16 protein-coding genes are annotated in these 19,105 nt (G+C 66.7%); 7 read left to right on the forward strand and 9 right to left on the reverse strand.

Annotation, left to right across the window (positions count from 1 at the left end; all coding sequences use genetic code 11):
• Nucleotides 1-20: 20 nt before the first annotated feature.
• From ELY12_RS01560 to ELY12_RS01580, 5 genes are all read right to left on the reverse strand, one after another.
• Nucleotides 21-767 carry a class I SAM-dependent methyltransferase gene (locus ELY12_RS01560; protein ID WP_126174946.1) on the reverse strand — a complete coding sequence of 249 codons (747 nt, stop codon included), beginning with the start codon at nt 765-767 and terminating at the stop codon, nt 21-23.
• Complete coding sequence (gene prfB, locus ELY12_RS01565) at nt 767-1,894, reverse strand: peptide chain release factor 2 (protein ID WP_126174947.1); 1,128 nt, start codon at nt 1,892-1,894, stop codon at nt 767-769. Before prfB ends, ELY12_RS01560 begins: the two co-directional genes overlap by 1 nt.
• A gap of 79 nt (nt 1,895-1,973) precedes the next feature.
• Complete coding sequence (locus tag ELY12_RS01570) at nt 1,974-2,519, reverse strand: peroxiredoxin (RefSeq protein WP_126174948.1); 546 nt, start codon at nt 2,517-2,519, stop codon at nt 1,974-1,976.
• Between the two features lie 31 nt (nt 2,520-2,550).
• Nucleotides 2,551-5,070, reverse strand: coding sequence for a penicillin-binding protein 1A (locus ELY12_RS01575; RefSeq protein WP_126174949.1), 2,520 nt, complete (start codon nt 5,068-5,070; stop codon nt 2,551-2,553).
• Nucleotides 5,071-5,113: 43 nt separating this feature from the next.
• Complete coding sequence (locus ELY12_RS01580) at nt 5,114-5,944, reverse strand: N-acetylmuramoyl-L-alanine amidase family protein (protein WP_338142038.1); 831 nt, start codon at nt 5,942-5,944, stop codon at nt 5,114-5,116.
• A gap of 492 nt (nt 5,945-6,436) precedes the next feature.
• Between ELY12_RS01580 and ELY12_RS01585 the strand changes: the two genes are divergently transcribed.
• The 3 genes from ELY12_RS01585 to ELY12_RS01595 all read left to right on the forward strand — a co-directional run bounded on the left by ELY12_RS01585 (nt 6,437) and on the right by ELY12_RS01595 (nt 10,892).
• Complete coding sequence (locus ELY12_RS01585) at nt 6,437-9,091, forward strand: Rne/Rng family ribonuclease (protein WP_126174951.1); 2,655 nt, start codon at nt 6,437-6,439, stop codon at nt 9,089-9,091.
• A complete protein-coding gene (locus ELY12_RS01590; RefSeq protein WP_126174952.1) occupies nt 9,088-10,065 on the forward strand; it encodes an MBL fold metallo-hydrolase in 978 nt (325 codons plus the stop codon). The genes ELY12_RS01585 and ELY12_RS01590 overlap by 4 nt, the downstream gene beginning before the upstream one ends.
• Before the next feature lie 113 nt (nt 10,066-10,178).
• A complete protein-coding gene (locus tag ELY12_RS01595) occupies nt 10,179-10,892 on the forward strand; it encodes an NTP transferase domain-containing protein (protein ID WP_420907040.1) in 714 nt (237 codons plus the stop codon).
• Here the strand turns inward: ELY12_RS01595 and ELY12_RS01600 are convergent.
• The 3 genes from ELY12_RS01600 to ELY12_RS01610 form a co-directional block, all read right to left on the reverse strand.
• Entirely contained in the window at nt 10,832-11,536 is a 705-nt protein-coding gene (locus ELY12_RS01600; protein ID WP_126174954.1) for a nucleoside/nucleotide kinase family protein, read from the reverse strand. The two genes, ELY12_RS01595 and ELY12_RS01600, sit on opposite strands and share 61 nt — an antisense overlap.
• A 2-nt stretch (nt 11,537-11,538) precedes the next feature.
• Nucleotides 11,539-12,270, reverse strand: coding sequence for a methyltransferase family protein (locus ELY12_RS01605; RefSeq protein WP_126174955.1), 732 nt, complete (start codon nt 12,268-12,270; stop codon nt 11,539-11,541).
• Between the two features lie 89 nt (nt 12,271-12,359).
• On the reverse strand, nt 12,360-13,916 hold the full coding sequence (locus ELY12_RS01610) for a lipopolysaccharide biosynthesis protein (RefSeq protein WP_126174956.1): 1,557 nt from the start codon (nt 13,914-13,916) through the stop codon (nt 12,360-12,362).
• 155 nt (nt 13,917-14,071) lie between these two features.
• On the opposite strand from ELY12_RS01610, the gene ELY12_RS01615 reads away from it, so the two are divergent.
• From ELY12_RS01615 to ELY12_RS01630, 4 genes are all read left to right on the forward strand, one after another.
• Nucleotides 14,072-14,854 (forward strand): succinate dehydrogenase iron-sulfur subunit, encoded by a 783-nt coding sequence (locus tag ELY12_RS01615; RefSeq protein WP_126174957.1) that lies wholly within the window; start codon nt 14,072-14,074, stop codon nt 14,852-14,854.
• A gap of 1 nt (nt 14,855) precedes the next feature.
• Complete coding sequence (locus ELY12_RS01620; RefSeq protein ID WP_241229675.1) at nt 14,856-15,317, forward strand: PaaI family thioesterase; 462 nt, start codon at nt 14,856-14,858, stop codon at nt 15,315-15,317.
• Nucleotides 15,314-16,429, forward strand: a complete 1,116-nt coding sequence (gene zapE, locus ELY12_RS01625) for a cell division protein ZapE (protein WP_126174958.1) — start codon at nt 15,314-15,316, stop codon at nt 16,427-16,429. The genes ELY12_RS01620 and zapE overlap by 4 nt, the downstream gene beginning before the upstream one ends.
• A gap of 70 nt (nt 16,430-16,499) precedes the next feature.
• Nucleotides 16,500-17,198 (forward strand): pirin family protein, encoded by a 699-nt coding sequence (locus tag ELY12_RS01630; RefSeq protein WP_126174959.1) that lies wholly within the window; start codon nt 16,500-16,502, stop codon nt 17,196-17,198.
• Nucleotides 17,199-17,201: 3 nt separating this feature from the next.
• On the opposite strand, the gene ELY12_RS01635 is transcribed toward ELY12_RS01630, so the two are convergent.
• Complete coding sequence (locus ELY12_RS01635; RefSeq protein ID WP_126174960.1) at nt 17,202-19,097, reverse strand: XrtA/PEP-CTERM system amidotransferase; 1,896 nt, start codon at nt 19,095-19,097, stop codon at nt 17,202-17,204.
• Nucleotides 19,098-19,105 lie beyond the last annotated feature (8 nt).

The raw sequence follows: 19,105 nt of genomic DNA on the forward strand, positions 1-19,105 counted from the left end.
CCAAATCCTCTGTTGCCGGGTCAGTGCGCCGCGGCGCCGGCGGTTCCCGGGTCTTGCCGGCACCCCTTGATCGCTTGCGGTTCAGGTCGCTTAGCCGCTCGCTTGAACTGTGCATAGTACCCCGCCAGTTCGGGGGCGTCCTTGAACGTCTCGAGCGTGAAGCCGACCCGCTCGAACTCGCAGCTCAGCAGCAGCGGATCGATGCCGTGACGGTTGGTCGGACGGTTGACGTCGACCACGATGATCCGGCCGTCGGCCTTGAGCGACGGCCATAGCCGCCAGAGGAACGCGTAGGGCTCCTGCACCTCGTGGTACATGTGGATCAGGAACACGCGATCGAACGAACCGTCAGGCAGCTTGGGGTCATCCGGCGTGCCGAGCCGGATCGACACGTTGTCGAGCCGTTCGCGCTCGACCCGCTGCCCAAGCCGCTCGAGTGCGCCGCGGTCGATGTCCTCCGCCAGCACGCGCCCGTGGGCGCCGACTTTCTCCGCGAGGCGGATCGTGTAGTAACCCTCGCCCGCGCCGATATCGGCGACGGTCATGCCCGGCTTGATCTCGGCGAGGTCCATGACTTTCTGCGCCTCGCCGACGCTGTCGCGTTCGGTCTCGGTCGAGAACTGGTTCGAGCCGAGCTCCGATACGGCACGCTGGGCGCGCGGGAAATCTCGCGATGTCTCCGGACGATCGGCGTTCTCATCCGAAGCCGCCGGATTGCAGCCCGCGAGCAGCAACGTCAGCAACGCAATCTGCGCGCGAAGGCGCATCAGTCGGCATCCTCGACATCGACGCTCTCGCCGGTCACCCGCTGCGCCAGGGCGGCGGAGATGAACGGGTCGAGCGCACCATCAAGCACATCATCCGGTGCGGGCGAGGTGTACCCGGTGCGCAAGTCCTTCACCATCTGGTACGGCTGCAGGACGTAGCTGCGGATCTGGTGGCCCCAGCCAATGTCGGTCTTGCTCGCGTGCTCGGCGCTGGCGGCTTCCTCACGCTTGCGCATTTCCTCTTCGAACATGCGCGCCTTGAGCATGTTCATCGCGATCTCGCGGTTCTTGTGCTGGCTGCGGTCGATTTGGCTCGCGACGATGATGTTGGTCGGTACGTGAGTGATCCGCACCGCGCTGTCCGTCGTGTTCACGTGCTGTCCACCCGCGCCCGATGCGCGGTAGGTATCGATACGAAGGTCAGCGGGATTAATCTCGATCGAGATATTGTCGTCGATCACCGGATAGACCCACACCGAGCTGAAACTGGTGTGCCGCCGCGCGCTCGAATCGTACGGACTGATGCGAACCAGGCGGTGGACGCCGCTCTCTGTCTTGGCGTAGCCGTAGGCGTTCTCGCCCTTCACCAGCAGCGTCGCGCTCTTGATGCCCGCCTGGTCACCCGAGTGGTAGTCGACCAGATCGACCTTGAAGCCGCGCCGCTCGGCCCAACGGGTGTACATCCGCTGGAGCATTTCGGCCCAGTCCTGGCTCTCGGTGCCGCCCGCGCCCGCGTGGATTTCGATGTACGTATCGTTGCCGTCAGCCTCACCGGATAACAAGGCCTGCACCTTGTCGGCATCGGCTCGCTCGGCGAGACGCGCGAGTGTTTCGAGGCCCTCGCGCTCGATTTCGGTGTCGCTCTCGGCCTCGCCCATTTCGACGAACTCGACCGCGTCGCCCATCTCGGCGGTGATTTGGTTGACCGTGCCGATCGCCGCATCGAGCCGCCGCCGTTCGCGCATGACCGCTTCGGCGTCCTTGGGGTCGTTCCACAGGTTGGGGTCCTCGACCCGGGCATTAAGCTCGTCGAGCCGGCGCAGCGCGCGCTCCCAGTCGAGCGACTGGCGCACAAGCGCCAGCGCTGCATTGATGCGATCGATATGGGCCTGCCCTTCGGCACGCATGGGAACGTAACTCCAATGGAAATGCGGCCCGCCGCTTAGCGGAGGCCGGGGGGAAGCGAAAGGTGCGGACGCGCGATGATCAGGTGCGGCGTTTCGCCTGCAGCTTCTTGACCGCGTCGAGCGTCAGGCGGACGTGGTCCTTGTAGTCGAGATCGGAGTGCACGAACACGATCCGGCCCTTGCGATCGATGACGTAACTGGTTCGTTCGGTCAGGCCGGTCTGCTTGCCTTCCGAAACCAGCGCCGCCTGATATGCCGAAACGATCTTGGGCGTGGCTGCGGCAACGGCGAACTTGTCGCGGCATTCTTCCGTCGAAAAGCGCTTGAGCGTCTCGATATCGTCGTTCGACATCCCGATGACCGTCGCGCCATACTTGGCGAACTCGGGCGTCATCTCGGCGAATTCGTGCGCTTCGAGCGTGCACCCCTTGGTGAACGCCTTGGGGTAGAAATAGAGCACCACCGGGCCCTTCGCGAGCGCGGTGCGCAGGTTGAAGCCGAACGCCTTGCCGCCCAGCGCGGCCTGGGTGGCGAACATCGGCGCCTTCGCTCCCATAGGAAGTGCAGCGCTGGCAGGAACTGCCGCGAGAGCAGCGGCGGCGAGGAGTGCGGCTAGCTTCTTCATGTCCGTTCCTTCCTTGGCGTCCGAACCAGGCTCAATAGATACCGCCCTGCTCTTCGACGAAGTCGGTCTTCGCCGCTTCCTCGTTCTTGCGCGTGACCGCCGCTTGTGCGTTGGCTTGGCGGCCGCGGCGAATGAGCTCGAGGATCTCGTTGCGCTTGGAGGCGATCTCGTCCTGGCGAGTGGCCCGCGGCGGTTCGGTGTCGGGCTTGAAGGCCTCCCAGATGACCGCAGCCTTGGCGTCGCCGGTTGGCCATGCATCGAACACCCGCTTGCCACTCTGGCGATCGATCCGGACCATGCGCACGCCGGCAGGGGCGACGAACGGCTCGTCCGACCAGCGGTCGCGGGTCGCCTTGACGAAATCGATGAAGATCGGCGCACCGGTGTTGCCGCCTTGCACCCACCCGCCGAGGTTCCGCGGCTTGTCGAACCCGATGTAGGCCCCCGCGACGATATCGGGCGAACCGCCCACGAACCACGCGTTGGTCGGGCCGGTGGTGGTGCCGGTCTTGCCGAACAACGGCAGGCCGAGCGACGCAACGCGAACCGCGGTACCGCGCTGGACCACGCCTTCGAGCATGTGGACCACCTGATAAGCCGTGCGCGCGTCCATCACTTGCCGCCCTGAGGCGCCGATGCGCGGCATCGCCTTGCCGTCCCATTCCGCCATGTTGCAACGGGCGCACTCACGCTTGTCGGCGCGCCAGATGACCTTGCCGTTACGGTCCTGCACGTAGTCGATCAGCGTCGGGTTATGCATCCGGCCGAAGTTCGCCAGCGTGGCGTAGGCGTTGACCATCTTGAGCACGGTGGTGTCGCCCGCACCGAGCGCAAATGCCGGATAGGGCTTGTACGAACCGATCCCCATCCGCTCGAACGTGCGCACCACGTTGGGCATGCCGGCGTCCATCGCGATGTGGACAGTCATGAGGTTGCGGCTCTGTTCGAGGCCCCAGCGCATCGTGTGCACCCCGCCGCCCCCGCCGCCGAAGTTGCGGAAGCACTTCTCGCCCAGCGCCGCACCCTGATAGAAGCAATAGGCCTGGTCGGGCACTTCGCTCGCTGGGGTCATGCCCTGGTCGAGCCCGGTCGCGTAGACGAACGGCTTGATGGTGGAGCCGGGTTGACGGAGCGCCTGGGTGGCGCGGTTGAAGTCGGTCAGCCGGTTATCGAACCCACCCTGGAGCGCCATCACCCGACCCGTCGCGGGTTCCTCGACAACCATGCCGCCCGAAACCTCGGGGATGGTGCGCACGGCGTAGGAATTGCCGACCGGCGCCACTGCAATCACGTCGCCAGCCTTCAGCGCATCCGGCATCCCGGTCAGAGGCGCGGTGTCGCCATCGGAGAATCCGATCGTTCCGCTGCCGCCGCTGCGCTTGGTGACGACGCCGATGCGCCAGTCCTTGTACCCGATCCCGAGCGGCGAAGCGGCAAGCTGCGACTGCCAGGTATCATTATCGACATCGATATGCGCGACCGGGCCGGTCCAGCCCTTGCCCGCGCTGTAGCGCAGGATGCCGCCCCGCAGGGCGTCGCGGGCCGCGATCTGCAGTTTCGGGTCGAGCGAGGTCCGCACCCACAGTCCGCCGGCATAGACGCTGTTCTTGCTGTCCTCCGCCGTCTCGCCGAACTTGGCCATCAGCTCGCGGCGGACCTCTTCCAGGTAATATCCCGCATCGACCGACGGCACGCTCGAGCGCGAAGGCTTGAGGCCCAGCGGCTGGGCCTTCGCAGTCGCTGCCTGCTGCGCGGTGATGAAGTCGTTCTCGACCATCTGGTCAAGCACGAAATTGCGCCGGGCGATGGCCTTCGCCTCGTACTTTTTGCGCCCGTATTGTTCGGGCGCCTTGGGCAGGATCGCCAGGAACGCCGCCTCGTGCAGGTCGAGGTCGCCGACGTCCTTGTCGAAGTAAGCGCGAGACGCCGCTTGCACGCCGTAGGACCGGCGGCCGAGCGGAATCTCGTTGAGATAGAGTTCGAGGATCTGCGGCTTGGTCAGCACGCCCTCGATCCGCCGCGCCAGGATCATCTCCTTGAGCTTGCGGGTGACCGAGTATTCGTTGCCGAGCAGGATGTTCTTGGCCACCTGCTGGGTGATGGTCGAGCCGCCGACCGCACGCTCGCCCGAGCCAGCCTTGCGGGCGTAATCGAACACCGCGCCGATCGTGCCGGTGATGTCGACACCGCCGTGGCTGAAGAAGGTCTTGTCCTCGGCAGCAAGAAAGGCCTCGATCAGTTCTTGCGGGAAGTCCGCATACTGCAGCTGCACCCGCCGCTCGCGGGCGTAGGAATGGACGATCTGCCCGTCGATCCCGCGGACGATGGTGGGGAGCGGCGGCTGGTAGTCGACCAGAGTTTCGGCGTCGGGCAAGTCCTTGGCCAGGACCGCCCACCCGATCAGCATCAGGATCAGGCCCGCGCCGATCAGGCTGCTGAGCCAGCGAAACCAGCGTTTCTCGCGCCAATTGCCGCGGAACCACTGCGCTACGCCTTGGGTATCGCGGCGAATGCGGTAGCGGAAATGATCTAGGGTGGTGCTGTCAGCCATGAATTGCGCGGGCCTTAGCATCGCCCAACGGCTGGTGGAAAGGTCAATCCTGGCGCGATTGCCGGGCGAAATAGATGCGGATCGCGCGCGCAAGTACGTCGGCGAATTTCTGACGGCCCTCCGGCGATGCCAGCTGGCTCGCCTCGTCGCGGTTTGAGATGAAGCCGGCTTCGTAGAGCACCGACGGCACATCCGGCGCGCGCAACACGGCCAGCCCCGCCGACCGCCGCGTCTGCGGGTGAAAGCGCAAAATGCCGGTCCCTTCGCGAGCGATCAGGCGCGAAAATTCCGCGCTATCGGCTTGGGTGCGGCGCTGGGATAGCTCCACCAGGATCGAGTTCACGGCATCGCTTTGGCCGGACAGTTCGATTCCGTTCACCGCGTCAGCCGCATTCTCGCGCGCCGCAAACCGGGCCGCGGCCTCGCTCGAGGCCTCGTTCGAAAGCGTGTAGATGCTGGCGCCCTCCACCTGGTCTTCGGTCCCAGCCGAATCGGCATGGATCGAAAGGAACAGGTCCGCGCCCAACTCCCGCGCGATCGCGAACCGCTCGCCGAGCACGAGGAAGCGATCGTCGTCGCGCGTGAGCGCCACGCGTATCCCGCCCTCCTTTACCAGCTCGTCCCGCAGCGCCGTGGCCAGCCCCAGCACGAGGTCCTTTTCGCGGAACCCCTGTCCGCTCGCGCCCGGGTCGTGCCCGCCATGCCCGGCATCGATCACCACCAGCGGCCGCGATTTATCGGGCGGACCATAAACGCGCGGCAGATCGACCGGCTCTCCCGCTGACGGCAGCTCGAAGCGGATCACGTAACCTCGACCCAATGCCGGCACCGGCAACGTCAATCCGAACGCATACAACGCCGCCAGGATCGCCACCGGCGCAAGGAAGACCAACCAAAGCTGCGCTCGCAACGACATTGCGCACGATGGTTAAGGCGTTGCGTCATGCGCGCGCAATATGGTTGCTCCCAATAACCCACGATGCTAGCACGCGGGCCGACCGGGGCGACTGCCCGATTGTGCCTGACGAAGCGCTCACTCACGCGCCAAGCATGGGCCGGCCCGGCCACCGACCGACGCATCCGCGACGGTTCGTTACCAGGTTGACGCAAGTGATGAGCTTCCCCTCCCAGCAGATCGCGTCGCCGCCCTCGGGCGGCCGCGCGGGCTTCGCCGGCCGGGGCGCGTATCACGCGCACCAGCGCATCCTTGCAGACACATCATCCCGGCCCGCCGCCCTGCGCGCGGGCCGGTTCGTATTCGCCGCCCGGCTCTGCAAGCCGGCCGGCGGTTCACCCATAGCGCGCGCGCCCTCCCCTTCACTCGATGGAGATCGAGCCCGGCCGGCACGCGCACGGAGAAATTACAATGGCAACGCGCATGCTTATCGATGCGCGCCACCCGGAAGAAACCCGGGTGGCGGTGGTCCAAGGTAACCGGATCGAAGAATTCGATTTCGAGTCTGCCGAACACAAGCAGATCAAGGGCAATATCTATCTCGCCAAGGTCACTCGGGTAGAACCGAGCCTGCAGGCGGCGTTCGTCGATTTCGGCGGCAACCGGCACGGCTTCCTCGCCTTCAGCGAGATCCATCCGGACTACTACATGATCCCCAAGGAGGATCGCGAGCGCCTGCTGGCCGAGGAAGCCGCGGCGGCCGAAGAGGAAGCCGAGCTCCGCGCGCAGGAGGAAGAGGAAGGCCACTCTCCCGGCGAGGAATACGACGCCGATGACGAGACCGGCGAGTCGCTGGTCGAGGAAATCGCCGAAGACGGCGTCGAGGAAATCGACACCTCCGAGAAGGACGACGTCGCCACGATTGAAGGCGGCCACGTCGAAGACGGCGAAGACGACGAGCGTACCGACGAGGAGACCGACGGATCTAACGGCGATGATCGCCGTGGCCGCGGCCGCGGGCGCCGCCAGGGCAAAGGCGGCCGCAGCCGCGCCAAGGAAGTCGACGAAGTCCGCGCCAAGCGCATGGCGCTGCGCCGGCGCTACAAGATCCAGGACGTCATCCAGCGCCGCCAGGTGCTGCTGGTCCAGGTCGTCAAGGAAGAGCGCGGCAACAAGGGCGCCGCACTGACCACCTACCTCAGCCTCGCCGGTCGTTACTGTGTGCTGATGCCGAACTCGAGCCACGGCGGCGGCATCAGCCGCAAGATCAGCTCGGCAGCGGACCGCAAGCGGCTGAAGACGATCGTCAGCGACCTGTCGCTGCCGCGCTCGATGGGCCTGATCGTTCGCACTGCCGGCCTTCAGCGCACCAAGCCGGAGATCAAGCGTGACTTCGACTACCTCGCCCGGCTGTGGGACGAGATTCGCGAGACCACGCTAAAGTCCAGCGCGCCGGCGCTGATCCACTCGGACAGTGACCTGATCAAGCGCGCGATCCGCGACATATACAACAAGGAAATCGAAGAGGTCGTGGTCGAGGGCGAGCAGGGCTATCGCCTTGCCCGCGAGTTCATGAAGCTGTTGATGCCGAGCCACGCGCGGCGGGTGAAGGCGTACTCGGATCCCGTGCCGCTGTTCCAGCGCTACGGTGCCGAGGATCAGCTGCGTGCGATGTACGATCCGGTCGTGCAGTTGAAGAGCGGCGGGTATCTCGTCATCAACCCGACCGAGGCGCTGGTGTCGATCGACATCAACTCGGGCCGCTCGACCAAGGAGCACGGGATCGAGGCGACCGCGCTCAACACCAACCTCGAAGCCGCGCGCGAGATCGCGCGTCAGTTGCGCCTGCGCGACATGGCTGGCCTGGTGGTGATCGACTTCATCGACATGGAGTACAACAACAACATCCGGAAGGTCGAAAAGGCCATGAAGGATGCGTTGAAGAACGACCGCGCGCGCATCCAGGTCGGCCGCATCTCGGGCTTCGGTCTGATGGAGATGAGCCGCCAGCGCCTGCGCACCGGCGTGCTCGAGGCGACCACCCGTGAATGCCCGCACTGTGACGGCACCGGTTTGGTCCGCACGGCGTCGTCGGCCGGTCTCAGCGCCCTGCGCCTGATCGAGGACGAAGCGGCCAAGGGTCGCGGCACGGTGATCAGCCTGTTCGCCTCGACCGAGGCGGCGGTGTACCTGCTCAACGCCAAGCGCGCCGATCTCGCCGAAATCGAGGACCGCTACGGCGTCAACGTCGAGGTCCTGCCGGAGGGCGAGCAGGAAGGCGCCAAGATGCGCGTCGCCAGCAGCGGCCCGCGCCCGACCACCCCGCCCAAGTTCGCGCCGATCGTCGACGAGATCGACGACGAGCCGATCGAGGACGAGGACGACTACGAGGCGGAAGCCGAGGAGCGGTCCGACGAGGACGAGCGTCCGCGCCGGAACAAGCGCCGCCGTGGCGGCCGCAACCGCCGCGATCGGGATGACGCGAACGGAAACGAAAGCGCCCTCGCGTCGAGCTCTGACGATGGCGCGGACGAAGAGGCCGGTGAGGCTCGCGCTGAGTACGCTGACGCGGAAGGCGACGAGGACAAGCCCCGCAAGCGTCGCCGCCGGGGTGGCCGGCGCAGGCGCGGCCGCGGTCGCGGCGAAGGCGATGAGGCTGTCGCCGGTGAAGAGACCGAAGCAATCGACGAGACCGTAGGCGAGCAGCTGTCCGACGACATCGCGGTCGTCGCGGAGCCGAGCGACGAAGGCGCCGCCGAAGAGCAGCCCAAGAAGCGTTCGCGCCGCAAGAAGGCCGAGGCCGAGCCCGTCGCGGAGGTCGCAGCGGCTCCGGAGCCTGAAGCGACTGCTCCCGAGGCGACCGAAGAGAAGCCAAAGCGCAGCCGCCGGAAGAAGGCTGAACCCGAGGCGGTTGAGGCCGCTGCTCCGGTTCCCGCCGAAGATGCTCCGACCAAGCCGAAGCGTTCGCGCGCGAAGAAGGCCGCGCCCGAGGCAGCTCCCGCGGAGGCAGTCAGCGCCGATCCCGTCACCGCGCCTGCAGAGGAGACGGTGACAGCTGAAGCCGAGGAGCCCGCCTCGCAGCCGGCCAAGCGCGGCGGCTGGTGGCAGCGCACCTTCGGCGAGTGACGACCAGCGAAGCCGCCGCCGCGCCCCCGGCTCACCACCGGGCCGGCGGCGGCTTTCGCAATCCTCCCGGCAGTCCGCGCCAGACCGCCACGCTGCGCGATTTCCTGCGCTTCATGCTGGTCGATATGCGCCGCGCGAAGGTGCCGGCCATCCCTGCCGGCCATGTCGCACCCACCGCGCCCGACCTTGCCGCGCTTAGGGAAAACGAAATCGCCTGGCTTGGCCACGCTTGCTTTGCCTTGCGCATGGCCGGCGAGCTGGTCCTGACCGATCCCTATCTGGGTCCAACCGCTGGTCCGTTCGGATTGGGACCGAAGCGGTTCATCGCCTCGCCCATCGCGGCGCGTGAGCTACCCCGCGTCGACCTGATCGCGATCAGCCACAATCACTACGACCACATCGATGTCGGCGCGCTCGAGGCCTATCGCTGGCGGGAAGAGACGCCGGTGATTTGTCCGCTCGGAGTGGCATCACTCATCCGCCGGTGCGGTTTCACCACGGTAATCGAGCTCGACTGGTGGCAGGATTGGCAGCTCGACGGACTGGCTGTGACCTGTTTGCCCGCCGTGCACTTCTCCGGCCGCGGTCCGTTCGATCGCAACCGCACGTTGTGGTGCAGTTTCGCCTTCCAGTCCGACAGCCGCAAAGTGTGGTTTGGTGGCGATACCGCGCCGGGTGCGGTGTTCCGCGAGATCGGCGAGCGCGCAGGCCCGTTCGACCTCGCGATCGTCGGCATCGGCGCCTACGAGCCGCGCTCGATCATGCAAGCCAGCCACGCCACGCCCGAGGAGGCCATCGGCATCGCCCGAGACCTGAAAGCGCGCACCGCATTGGGCATGCATTGGGGCACGATCATGCTCACACCCGAGGATCCGTTCGAGGCGCCCGAGCGCTTCCGCACGGCCGCGCTCGAGCAGCAATTCGGGGAGGCCAATGCGTTGACCATGCCGATCGGCGGCGTGCGGGCGTTCTGAGCCGGATGGCCGTCTCCGCCCTTGTCCTCGCGGGTTCTCGCCCCGGTCCCGATCCGCTCCTTGCTGGGACCGGGCTTGCGAGTAAGGCCCAACTGCCGATCGCCGGCGTCCCGATGCTGGCGCGCGTCCTCACCGCGCTCCAGACCGCGCCGGATGTCGGCAAGATCACCGTGGTGGCGCAAGATACCGCGCCCCTCGCCGCCGATCCGCAGGTCGCCGATGCCGCTGCTGGTGTTGCATGGCTCGACTCCCCCGGGTCGATTGCCGACGCGGTGCGGGCCGCGATCGAAACCGCGGACGGACCATTGTTCGTGACCACGGCGGATAACGTTCTCCTCACCCCGGCGATAATCGCGCAGTTCCTGGCCGACGCCAACGGCAGCGATGTCGCAGTCGGCCTCGTCGAGCGCCGCTCGATCGCCGCGGCTGGCCATTCGACCCAGCGCACCTGGCTCAAGTTCCGCGGAGGGCAGTGGTCGGGCGCGAACCTGTTCTACCTCGGCGGGCCGCAAGCCCTGCCGCTGGTCGAGTTCTGGCGCGGGCTGGAGCAGGATCGCAAAAAGGGGATGAAGATCGTCGGCGCGGTCGGTCCGTTGATGTTGCTCGGGGCGCTATTGCGGGTGGTCGACATCCACGGGTTTGCCGGGCGCGTCGCGCGGCGGTTCGGCCTTAATGGCAAGGTTGTGCCAATGGCAGACGCCGCCGCCTGCATCGATGCCGACAAGCCCGCCGATATCCCGGTGATCGAAGCGATCCTGGCGCAGCGTCAGGCTGCGGCGAGAGCCTCGTCTACCGCTGCCAGCGCGAGCGCCAGTTCCTCGTCGTAAGGCATCGTCGCGTCGAGATCGACGATCCGCGCTCCGTGGAAACGGAGCTGCGGCACCGTGGCGACCTTCTGCTCGATCAACTTGCGATCGTGATCTGGCTTGCGCGCCATCACCGTATCGACGTCGATGTTGAGCCGGATGACCAGGGTCGGCACCCAGATCGCCATACCGGCATAGAGCGCGCGCTCACGATGCTGAAGCGCCGCGATGGCCGCGTTCGGCGCCTTGCCGGCCAGGATCGGCCCGTCGTGCAGGCCAGGCACCTCAAGCTGCGGATAGCGATCGGTGACGATCGTCACCCCTTCCCTGCGCCGCTCCAGCAAGGCATCGAACCGCGCGCGCCGCTTGCGTGAGCGGCGCAGCGCATAACGCGCCGCCAGCATCCCGGGGATTGTCGCCTGCGGATCGCGCAGGGTATCGGCCATCCCTTCGAGATAACGCTGCAGCGGCGCGCCGATCAGCGGCCAGCGGCCGATCGCCCTGCCCTGCTCACCGGAGCCGAGCCCGAGATAGCCCATCTCGGTTGGACGGCTCTTCGCGACATGCGCGAGGATGTCGGCCGCCAGGGTCGACTTGCCCGACCCGTCGCTGCCGACCACCGCGATCAGCGGCGCGACCGGACGCTCATCGCGCACGGTCGCCACGCTCAGCTCAGTTCCTTGAAGAACCCGATCATCTTGAGGCCGCCGATGACGAAGCGCACGACGATCAGCGCGGCGTAGGCATAGACCCACGAACCGTGCAGCGCGGCAACGTCGAAGCCGGTCCGCGCCCACCAGGTGAGGAACACGCCGGTCGCCAGCAGGAACAGCTTGTTCTGTTCGCGCCAGATCATCCGCTTCCACCAGAACGGGTACTTCGGCGGCACCCATCCGTGAAAGCGCGGCATCAGCGAGGGTACGTCCTTGGCCCATGCGGCATGTGCCTCGCCGAACTTGCCGCGCAGGAATTCTTCCTCGTAAGTCGAGATCCGCTCGTAGATCAGCACCCCGAGCAGGAACACCAGCGCGCCGAACACCCAGCTACCCGACAGCATCGCGAGCCCGGTGAAGTTTAGGATGCGGCCAACGTAGAGCGGGTTGCGCACCAGGCTGTAAGGCCCGGTCGTATTCAGCTCCGAGGCCTCGGCCGCAACCTTGGCGCGGCCCGAGGTGCCCAGGGCAGCCCACCCACTGGTAAACACACGCACAAGCGCGCCCAGGCTGGCGACGCCGAGCGACAGCCAGAACCACGCGCAATCGCCCTCCATCGTGCGGAACGGTCCCATGTCGCGGGTGCACCACGCGATCAGCGTCGCAATCGCGATGACCGTGTAGATGTAGGTGCCGCGGATGAAGAACAGGCGCTTGCCGCTGCGGGCGAGTTCGTGCTGGTACATGGGAGTGGGGTCGCCGTGCTGGCCCGCCGCGAATGCGCGCGCGGGCGAGGAAAATCCGGCGCGCCCTTAGCGGGAGGCGCCCCGTTTCGTCAATGGACCGGGGTCCCCGCCCGGACGAGCCGCAGGCGCAGCGCCACCTTGCCGAGCGAAGCGCGATCGTCCAGCGGCAACGAGATCCGCAGCGACGCCCAGATCGACAGCGCGCCGATCACGATGATCGCCGGGATGGCCAGCTCGTTGGTCAACGCGACGTCCGCGATGTCCGCTGCGATGCCGCCGATCAGCGCGATCGCGGCGACCTTCAGCGTGACGAGCGGAAAGCGCCGGTCGAAGGGATGCAAGTTCTCAGTCACGAGGAGCTGGATCATCGGGATAAGGGCCATGGTCACGAAGCCGATCGCCATCGCGAGGGTGATGCCAGTGAGCGCATCGAGAGGTCCCACAATCTCGCGCCCCGCCAGCACCGCGACCGCAACGCCGAACACACTGGCGGTGATCTGGTGCTTATAGTGCGCGATGACCTGCAGGACTGGCAGCGAGATACCCACCACCGCTTCCAGCGCACGGCCGAAGACCAGGATCACCACGGCCGCAGCAGCCACGTCGGCCTGTCCGCCGAACAGGCTCAGGATCGAATAACGCCCTCCAGCGATGACCGCCGCCAGCGGAAAGGCGATCGCGACGATCACCCGGACCGCGTAACTGTAGATCGCGGCCACTTGCGCGCGGTCGGCCTTCTCCGCACTCGCCGCGAGGGGAGCCATCACGTACACGAAGGCGATCCGCACTAGTTGCACCACGCTCGAGAGCTTGCGGGCGATGGTGAACAGCCCCGATGCCTTTGCGCCGGCCGCGCCAGGCAGCAACTGGTTGAGGATCAGCGCCGGGGATTCGCTGAAGATCCGCGCGACGATATTCGACGGCAGCACCGACAGGCCCGCCCAGAAGGTATGCCGCGCGCACTCGCCCCACCAAGCCCCGGTAAACAGGAGATCGAGGCGGTAGTACTGGCGCAGAAGCCGCACGCACAGGATTGCGGTGAGGAACAGAGAAATGATGTGCGCGATGAACAGCCCGCGCAGGCCCATCCCCAGTAGGAAGAACAACCCCGCCAGCACGAGGCGGATGATCTGCTCCCACACGATCCTGAGACGGATTTCCGCGCCGAACACCATGCGTGCTCGAAGCGCCGAGGTGGCGATCTCGACAAACGCCCACAGCGGCAGGGTCCAGATGAACAGGCGCACCGCCGGTATCAGCAGGTGCTCGTCGTCTTCGGCGACGTTGAGCAGCGGCGCGAGATCGGCCGCGTAGAACGAGATCAGCGCGGCAATCACGATGCACGGCCCCACCCCGAACAGCATTGCTGTGCGCAGCGCCTCCGCCGCCTCTTCGTCGGTCGCGGACTTCGGCACGGTGCGCTGCATTGCGCTGGTCATACCGAGGTCGAAGATGTTCTCGATCAGGTTCACCGTCGACCACATCACCGCGTACATGCCGTATCCGGCCAGGCCGAACATCAGCACGTAGAGCGGCTGCGCGACGATCTCGACCACCGCACCCATGCGCGCGAGGATCGTCGAGCCGAGCCCGCGGGCTACGCGGCGGCTGTCGATGCTTTCGGGGGGAGTCTCGCTGTCGCTCATCGGACAGCGGCGCCGTATCGGCAAATCGGGCGGAGGGAAAGCATGGCCGTGCAATCAGGTGTTTGGATGTTGCGGTTATGACAATCGCCCGCCCTTGCCCTCTTGACCCGACGCGTTAGAGAGACCGCGACCGACACCTCGCAGGACCGCCGCCGATGGCCACCTTCACGCTGCCCAAGAACTCCAAGATCAACGGCAAGGGGCGCAGCCACCGCGCCGAGGGCGCCCAGCGGATCAAGTCCTTCCGCATCTATCGTTTCGACCCCGATAGCGGCGAGAACCCGCGCTACGACACGTTCGAGATCGACCTCGACGACTGCGGGCCGATGGTCCTCGACGCGCTGATCAAGATCAAGAACGAGATCGATCCCACGCTCACCTTCCGCCGCTCGTGCCGCGAGGGCATCTGCGGGTCGTGCTCGATGAACATGAACGGCCGCAACGGCCTCGCTTGCACCACCGCGATGGAGGACCTCGACGGCGACGTGCGGATCACCCCGCTGCCGGCGATGCACGTGATCAAGGATCTGGTCCCCGATTTCACGCACTTCTACGCGCAGTACGCCTCGATCAAGCCGTGGCTGCAGACCGTCACCCCGACGCCCTCGGGCAAGGAGCGGCTGCAGAGCCCTGAGCAGCGCGAGCGCCTCGATGGTCTTTACGAGTGCATCCTGTGCGCATGCTGCTCGACGGCGTGCCCCAGCTATTGGTGGAACGCCGACCGCTTCCTCGGCCCGGCTGTCCTGCTCCAGGCTTATCGCTGGCTGGCCGATAGCCGCGACGAGATGACCGGCGAGCGGCTCGAAGCGCTGGAGGACCCGTTCCGCCTCTACCGCTGCCACACGATCATGAACTGCGCCAACGTCTGCCCGAAGGGTCTGAGCCCGGCCAAGGCGATCGCCGAAATCAAGAAGCTGCAGGTCGAAAAGCACGCCTGAGGTGGAGCGCGAAGAAGACAAGCGCTTCTTCCGCTACAAGCCGGCGGAGGACCACCCGGGCTGGTACACCTGGAACATCATCGACGAGACCCGCTTCAACCACGCGGTGATGGGCCCGATGCTTATCCGGCTCGAAGGCGACAAGTGCCGGGTCCGCATGACGCCCGAGCGCAAGCACTCCAACCTGCAGGACATGATCCACGGTGCGGTGACGCTGGCGTTGATCGATATCTCGCTGTTCGCCGGGATGCGCACGCTCACTGACAACGAAGGCGCGCGGGCGGTGACGCTGGAGCTGTCGACCCAGTTCATCGGCGCGGGGCGGATGGAAGAACCGCTCGATTCGGTGGTCGAGGTGCTGCGCGAGACCGGGCGCATGGTCTTCATGCGCGGGCAGGTCGAACAGGCTGAGCACCTCGTCGCGTCGTTCTCGGGACTGGTTCGCAAGGCGCCCCGGCCGTGAGCCAGCTGATGGCGCGTTACGACGCGCTGGTTGCCGCGGGCGAGCTCAAGCCCGACCCCGACCAGCAGAACGCCGCGCGTGCACTCGCCGCGTTGCAGGGCCAGCTCGAGGCGGCCGAAAAAGGCGGCTTCCTCGGCAAGCTGCTCGGCCTCAAGCCAGCGACCATTCGCGGCATTTACCTGTGGGGCGGCGTGGGACGCGGCAAGTCGATGTTGATGGACCTGTTCGTCGAGACGCTCGCAATCCCGGACAAGCGCCGCGTCCACTTCCACGCTTTCATGCTCGAGGTCGACGGCCTGATCCGCGAGGAGCGCGCGAAGGAAGCGGGCGACCCGATCGCTCCCAGCGCCGCGCGCATCGCCGAGCAGGTCCGCTGCCTTGCCTTCGACGAAATGGTGGTCACAAACACCGCCGACGCGGCGATCATGGCGCGCCTGTTCACCGCGCTGATTGTCGACGAGGGCGTCACGGTGGTCACCACCAGCAACCGGCCGCCACGCGACCTCTACAAGGATGGGCTCAATCGGTCGCTGTTCCTGCCGTTCATCGACCTCGTCGAGCAGCGGTTCGACGTGATCCCGCTCAACGGCGCGACCGACTACCGGCTCGACCGTCTCGCCGGCATCGACACCTGGCATTCGCCGCTGGGAGACGAGGCCACCGCCAAGGTGCGCGAAGCCTTCTTCCGCCTCACCGACTACAACCCCGAGGATGCCGCCAACGTCCCCAGCGCCGAGATGGACCTCGGCGGCGGCCGGACGCTGCATGTTCCCAAGAGCCTCAAGGGCGTCGCGGTATTCAGCTTCAAGCGGCTGTGCGGCGAGAACCGCGGCGCGGCTGACTACCTCGCGATCGCCCACGCCTATCACACGGTGATCGTGGTCGGCATCCCGGTGATGGACCGCGACAACCGCGACCAGGCGCTGCGCTTCACCAAGCTGATCGACGCGCTCTACGAAAACAACGTCAAGCTCTTCGCCACCGCCGCTGCCGAACCTGATGCGCTCTATCCGTCAGGCGACGGCAGCTTCGAATTCGCCCGCACTGTCAGCCGGCTCGAGGAAATGCGCAGTGCCGAATACATGGCGCACGGTCACGGCGTGGAGGGTTGAACCGCCTGAGCCGGCTCGCCACATAAGGATCATTCCGGCGGCAACACCCCGCCGATGTGGACTGAATCCCATGATCGACATTCGCCCTCACGCCGGCCTGGCGCACCGCGACCACGGTTGGCTCGACACCCGCTATCACTTCAGCTTTTCCGACTACCACGACCCCTCCCGCATGGGCTGGGGTGCGTTGCGCGTGTGGAACGACGACAAGATCGCGGCCAAGAGCGGATTTCCGCCGCACTCGCACAGCGACATGGAGATCGTCACCTTCGTGCACTCGGGCGCGATCACCCACCAGGATTCGCTCGGCAACCGCGGCCGCACCGGCGCGGGCGACGTGCAGGTGATGAGCGCCGGCACGGGCATCACCCACGCCGAGTACAACCTCGAGGACGAGGACACGACGCTGTTCCAGCTCTGGATCATCCCCGACCGCGCCGGCGAGCAGCCGAGCTGGGGCGCGCGCGAGTTCCCGCACGACGACCGCGCCGGACGCTGGGTCACGCTGGCGAGCGGCCAGAGCGGCGCTGACGATGCCCTGCCGATCCGCGCCGACGCCAGCGTGCTGGCGGCCACCTTGCGCGCGGGCGAGAGGGTTTCCTACCCGGCCGATGCCGGGCGGCACCAGTATCTCGTCTCGATCAACGGCAAGGTGCGGGTCAACGGCCACGACGCCGGGGCGCGCGACGGGGTGGCGATCACCGGCGAGAGCGCGATCGAGGTTGAGGCGATCGAGGACGCGGAACTGGTCCTCGTCGATACCCGCTGACGCCTAAGCGGCGCCCAGCCGCGTCAGCGATTTGTCCAGCATGAGCAGCTGCCACAGCAGCCGCGAGTGATCGCTGCGGCCGGAGATATGCGCTTCCGCGAGCGCGGAAATCCGGCCGCTGTCGAACCATCCCGTACGAGCGAGCGCGGCGCCGCGCCCGATCGCGCGTGCCTCGCTCGCCAAGGGCCCGCGCAGCCACTGCGCGATCGGTGTCACGAAGCCCTGCTTCGGACGGTAGAGCACCTCGTTAGGTAGGTACCGCTCCATCGCGTGCTTGAGCAGCCACTTGCCCTGCCCGCGGCGGATGCGCAGGTTCTCGGGGAGTGTGGCGGCGAACTCGATCAGCCGGTGGTCGAGCAACGGCTCGCGCGCCTCCAGGCTCACCGCCATGCTGGTGCGATCGACCTTGGTGAGAATATCGCCCGGCAACCAGAACATAAGATCGGCATACTGGGCGCGGTCGAGGCCCGAGCGCGCGGGCGCGCCGCGCATCAGCGCGGTAAGAGGTTGCTCGGCACGATAGTCACCCAGCTCTCCCCGAAACGCGTCGCTGTAGAGGCTTGCGCGGATTTCCGGCGCGGTCACGGCGAGTGCGCGAGCGTATCCCTCCTCACCCGAAGCGGCGAGTGACTGAAAAGTGGTCTTGGCCCTGAGCGCACGCGGTGCCCAGTCGGCCTTGGGCCAGAGTTTTCCGAGTGCGCCGAAGACCGGCGCGCGCAGTCCGTGCGGCATCAACGAGCGGGCGCGTTCTTCGGCGGCATGGAACCCCTGGCGCCGGTAACCGGCGAACGCCTCGTCCGCTCCATCGCCCGACAACGCCACCGTGACCGTCTCGCGCGCGAGCTGGCACACCCGCCAGGTCGGCAGTGCGGAGGCGTCGGCGAACGGCTCGTCGAACATCGCCGCGAGCCGGTCGATTTCGCCGAAATCGTGGGCCGAGACGATCCGCTCGCGGTGGTCGGTCGCGAACCGTGCGGCGACCTGTCGAGCGTACGAGGTTTCATCGAGGCCCGCCTCGTCGAATCCGATCGAGCAGGTGCGCACCGGCTCGCGTGAGGCTTCCGCCATCAGCGCGACGACGCTGGAGCTATCGACGCCGCCCGACAGGAACGCGCCGAGCGGCACGTCGGCGACCATCCGGCTCGACACCGCCTCGCGGAGGCGAAAAAGCAGCTCGGCTTCGAGATCCTCAGACCTGTCGCGCCGCCGCTCGGCAAACGAGATGTCCCACCAGCGCACCGGAGCGGCCGGCGGCGCATCATGCTTGAGCAGGCGGTAGTGGCCCGCGGGCAGCTTCTCGACACCCGACAGGATCGAGCGGTGATCGGGCACGTAGCCCCACGTCAGGTAATCCTCGACCGCCAGCGGATCGATTTCGCGCCGTAGCAGCGGGTGGGCGAGCAGCGCCTTGAGCTCGGACGCAAACGCCAGGCTGCCATCGCTCAGCAGCGCGGTGAAGAGCGGCTTCACCCCGAGCCGGTCGCGTGCGAGAAACAACTCGCGCCGATTGAGGTCGTAGATTGCGAAGGCGAACATGCCGTTGAATCGGCTCAGGCACGCGGGCCCCCACTGCTGCCACGCGGCCAGGATGACCTCGCTGTCGCCTTGCGTGCGGAAGCGCGCGCCCAGCGTCTCAAGTTCGCGCCGCAACTCCCTGTAATTGTAGATTTCGCCGTTGTAGACGAGCATCGCTCGCTCGTCGAACGAGGGCATGGGTTGCGGCGATCCAGCAAGGTCGATGATCGACAGCCGGCGATGGCCGAGCCCCACTCCGGGCGCTGTCCACACGCCTTCCCCGTCCGGCCCCCGATGCGCGATCGCATCGCACATCCGGCTGACCCGCGCGGGATCGACTGGCTTGGGCGTGCCGCAATGAAAGATCCCCGCAATCCCGCACATAGGCGCGC

It is taken from the genome of Tsuneonella rigui (assembly GCF_003958625.1).
Classification (GTDB): domain Bacteria; phylum Pseudomonadota; class Alphaproteobacteria; order Sphingomonadales; family Sphingomonadaceae; genus Tsuneonella; species Tsuneonella rigui.

What these genes read in the sequence shown, in the direction of transcription:
- ELY12_RS01630 (WP_126174959.1), top strand. Translation starts at nt 16,500, where the DNA reads ATGATCGACATTCGCCCTCACGCCGGCCTGGCGCACCGCGACCACGGT.
- ELY12_RS01615 (WP_126174957.1), top strand. Translation starts at nt 14,072, where the DNA reads ATGGCCACCTTCACGCTGCCCAAGAACTCCAAGATCAACGGCAAGGGG.
- ELY12_RS01585 (WP_126174951.1), top strand. Translation starts at nt 6,437, where the DNA reads ATGGCAACGCGCATGCTTATCGATGCGCGCCACCCGGAAGAAACCCGG.
- ELY12_RS01575 (WP_126174949.1), bottom strand. Translation starts at nt 5,070, where the DNA reads ATGGCTGACAGCACCACCCTAGATCATTTCCGCTACCGCATTCGCCGC.
- ELY12_RS01605 (WP_126174955.1), bottom strand. Translation starts at nt 12,270, where the DNA reads ATGTACCAGCACGAACTCGCCCGCAGCGGCAAGCGCCTGTTCTTCATC.
- ELY12_RS01610 (WP_126174956.1), bottom strand. Translation starts at nt 13,916, where the DNA reads ATGAGCGACAGCGAGACTCCCCCCGAAAGCATCGACAGCCGCCGCGTA.
- ELY12_RS01635 (WP_126174960.1), bottom strand. Translation starts at nt 19,097, where the DNA reads ATGTGCGGGATTGCGGGGATCTTTCATTGCGGCACGCCCAAGCCAGTC.
- prfB (WP_126174947.1), bottom strand. Translation starts at nt 1,894, where the DNA reads ATGCGTGCCGAAGGGCAGGCCCATATCGATCGCATCAATGCAGCGCTG.
- ELY12_RS01570 (WP_126174948.1), bottom strand. Translation starts at nt 2,519, where the DNA reads ATGAAGAAGCTAGCCGCACTCCTCGCCGCCGCTGCTCTCGCGGCAGTT.
- ELY12_RS01595 (WP_420907040.1), top strand. Translation starts at nt 10,179, where the DNA reads ATGCTGGCGCGCGTCCTCACCGCGCTCCAGACCGCGCCGGATGTCGGC.
- ELY12_RS01560 (WP_126174946.1), bottom strand. Translation starts at nt 767, where the DNA reads ATGCGCCTTCGCGCGCAGATTGCGTTGCTGACGTTGCTGCTCGCGGGC.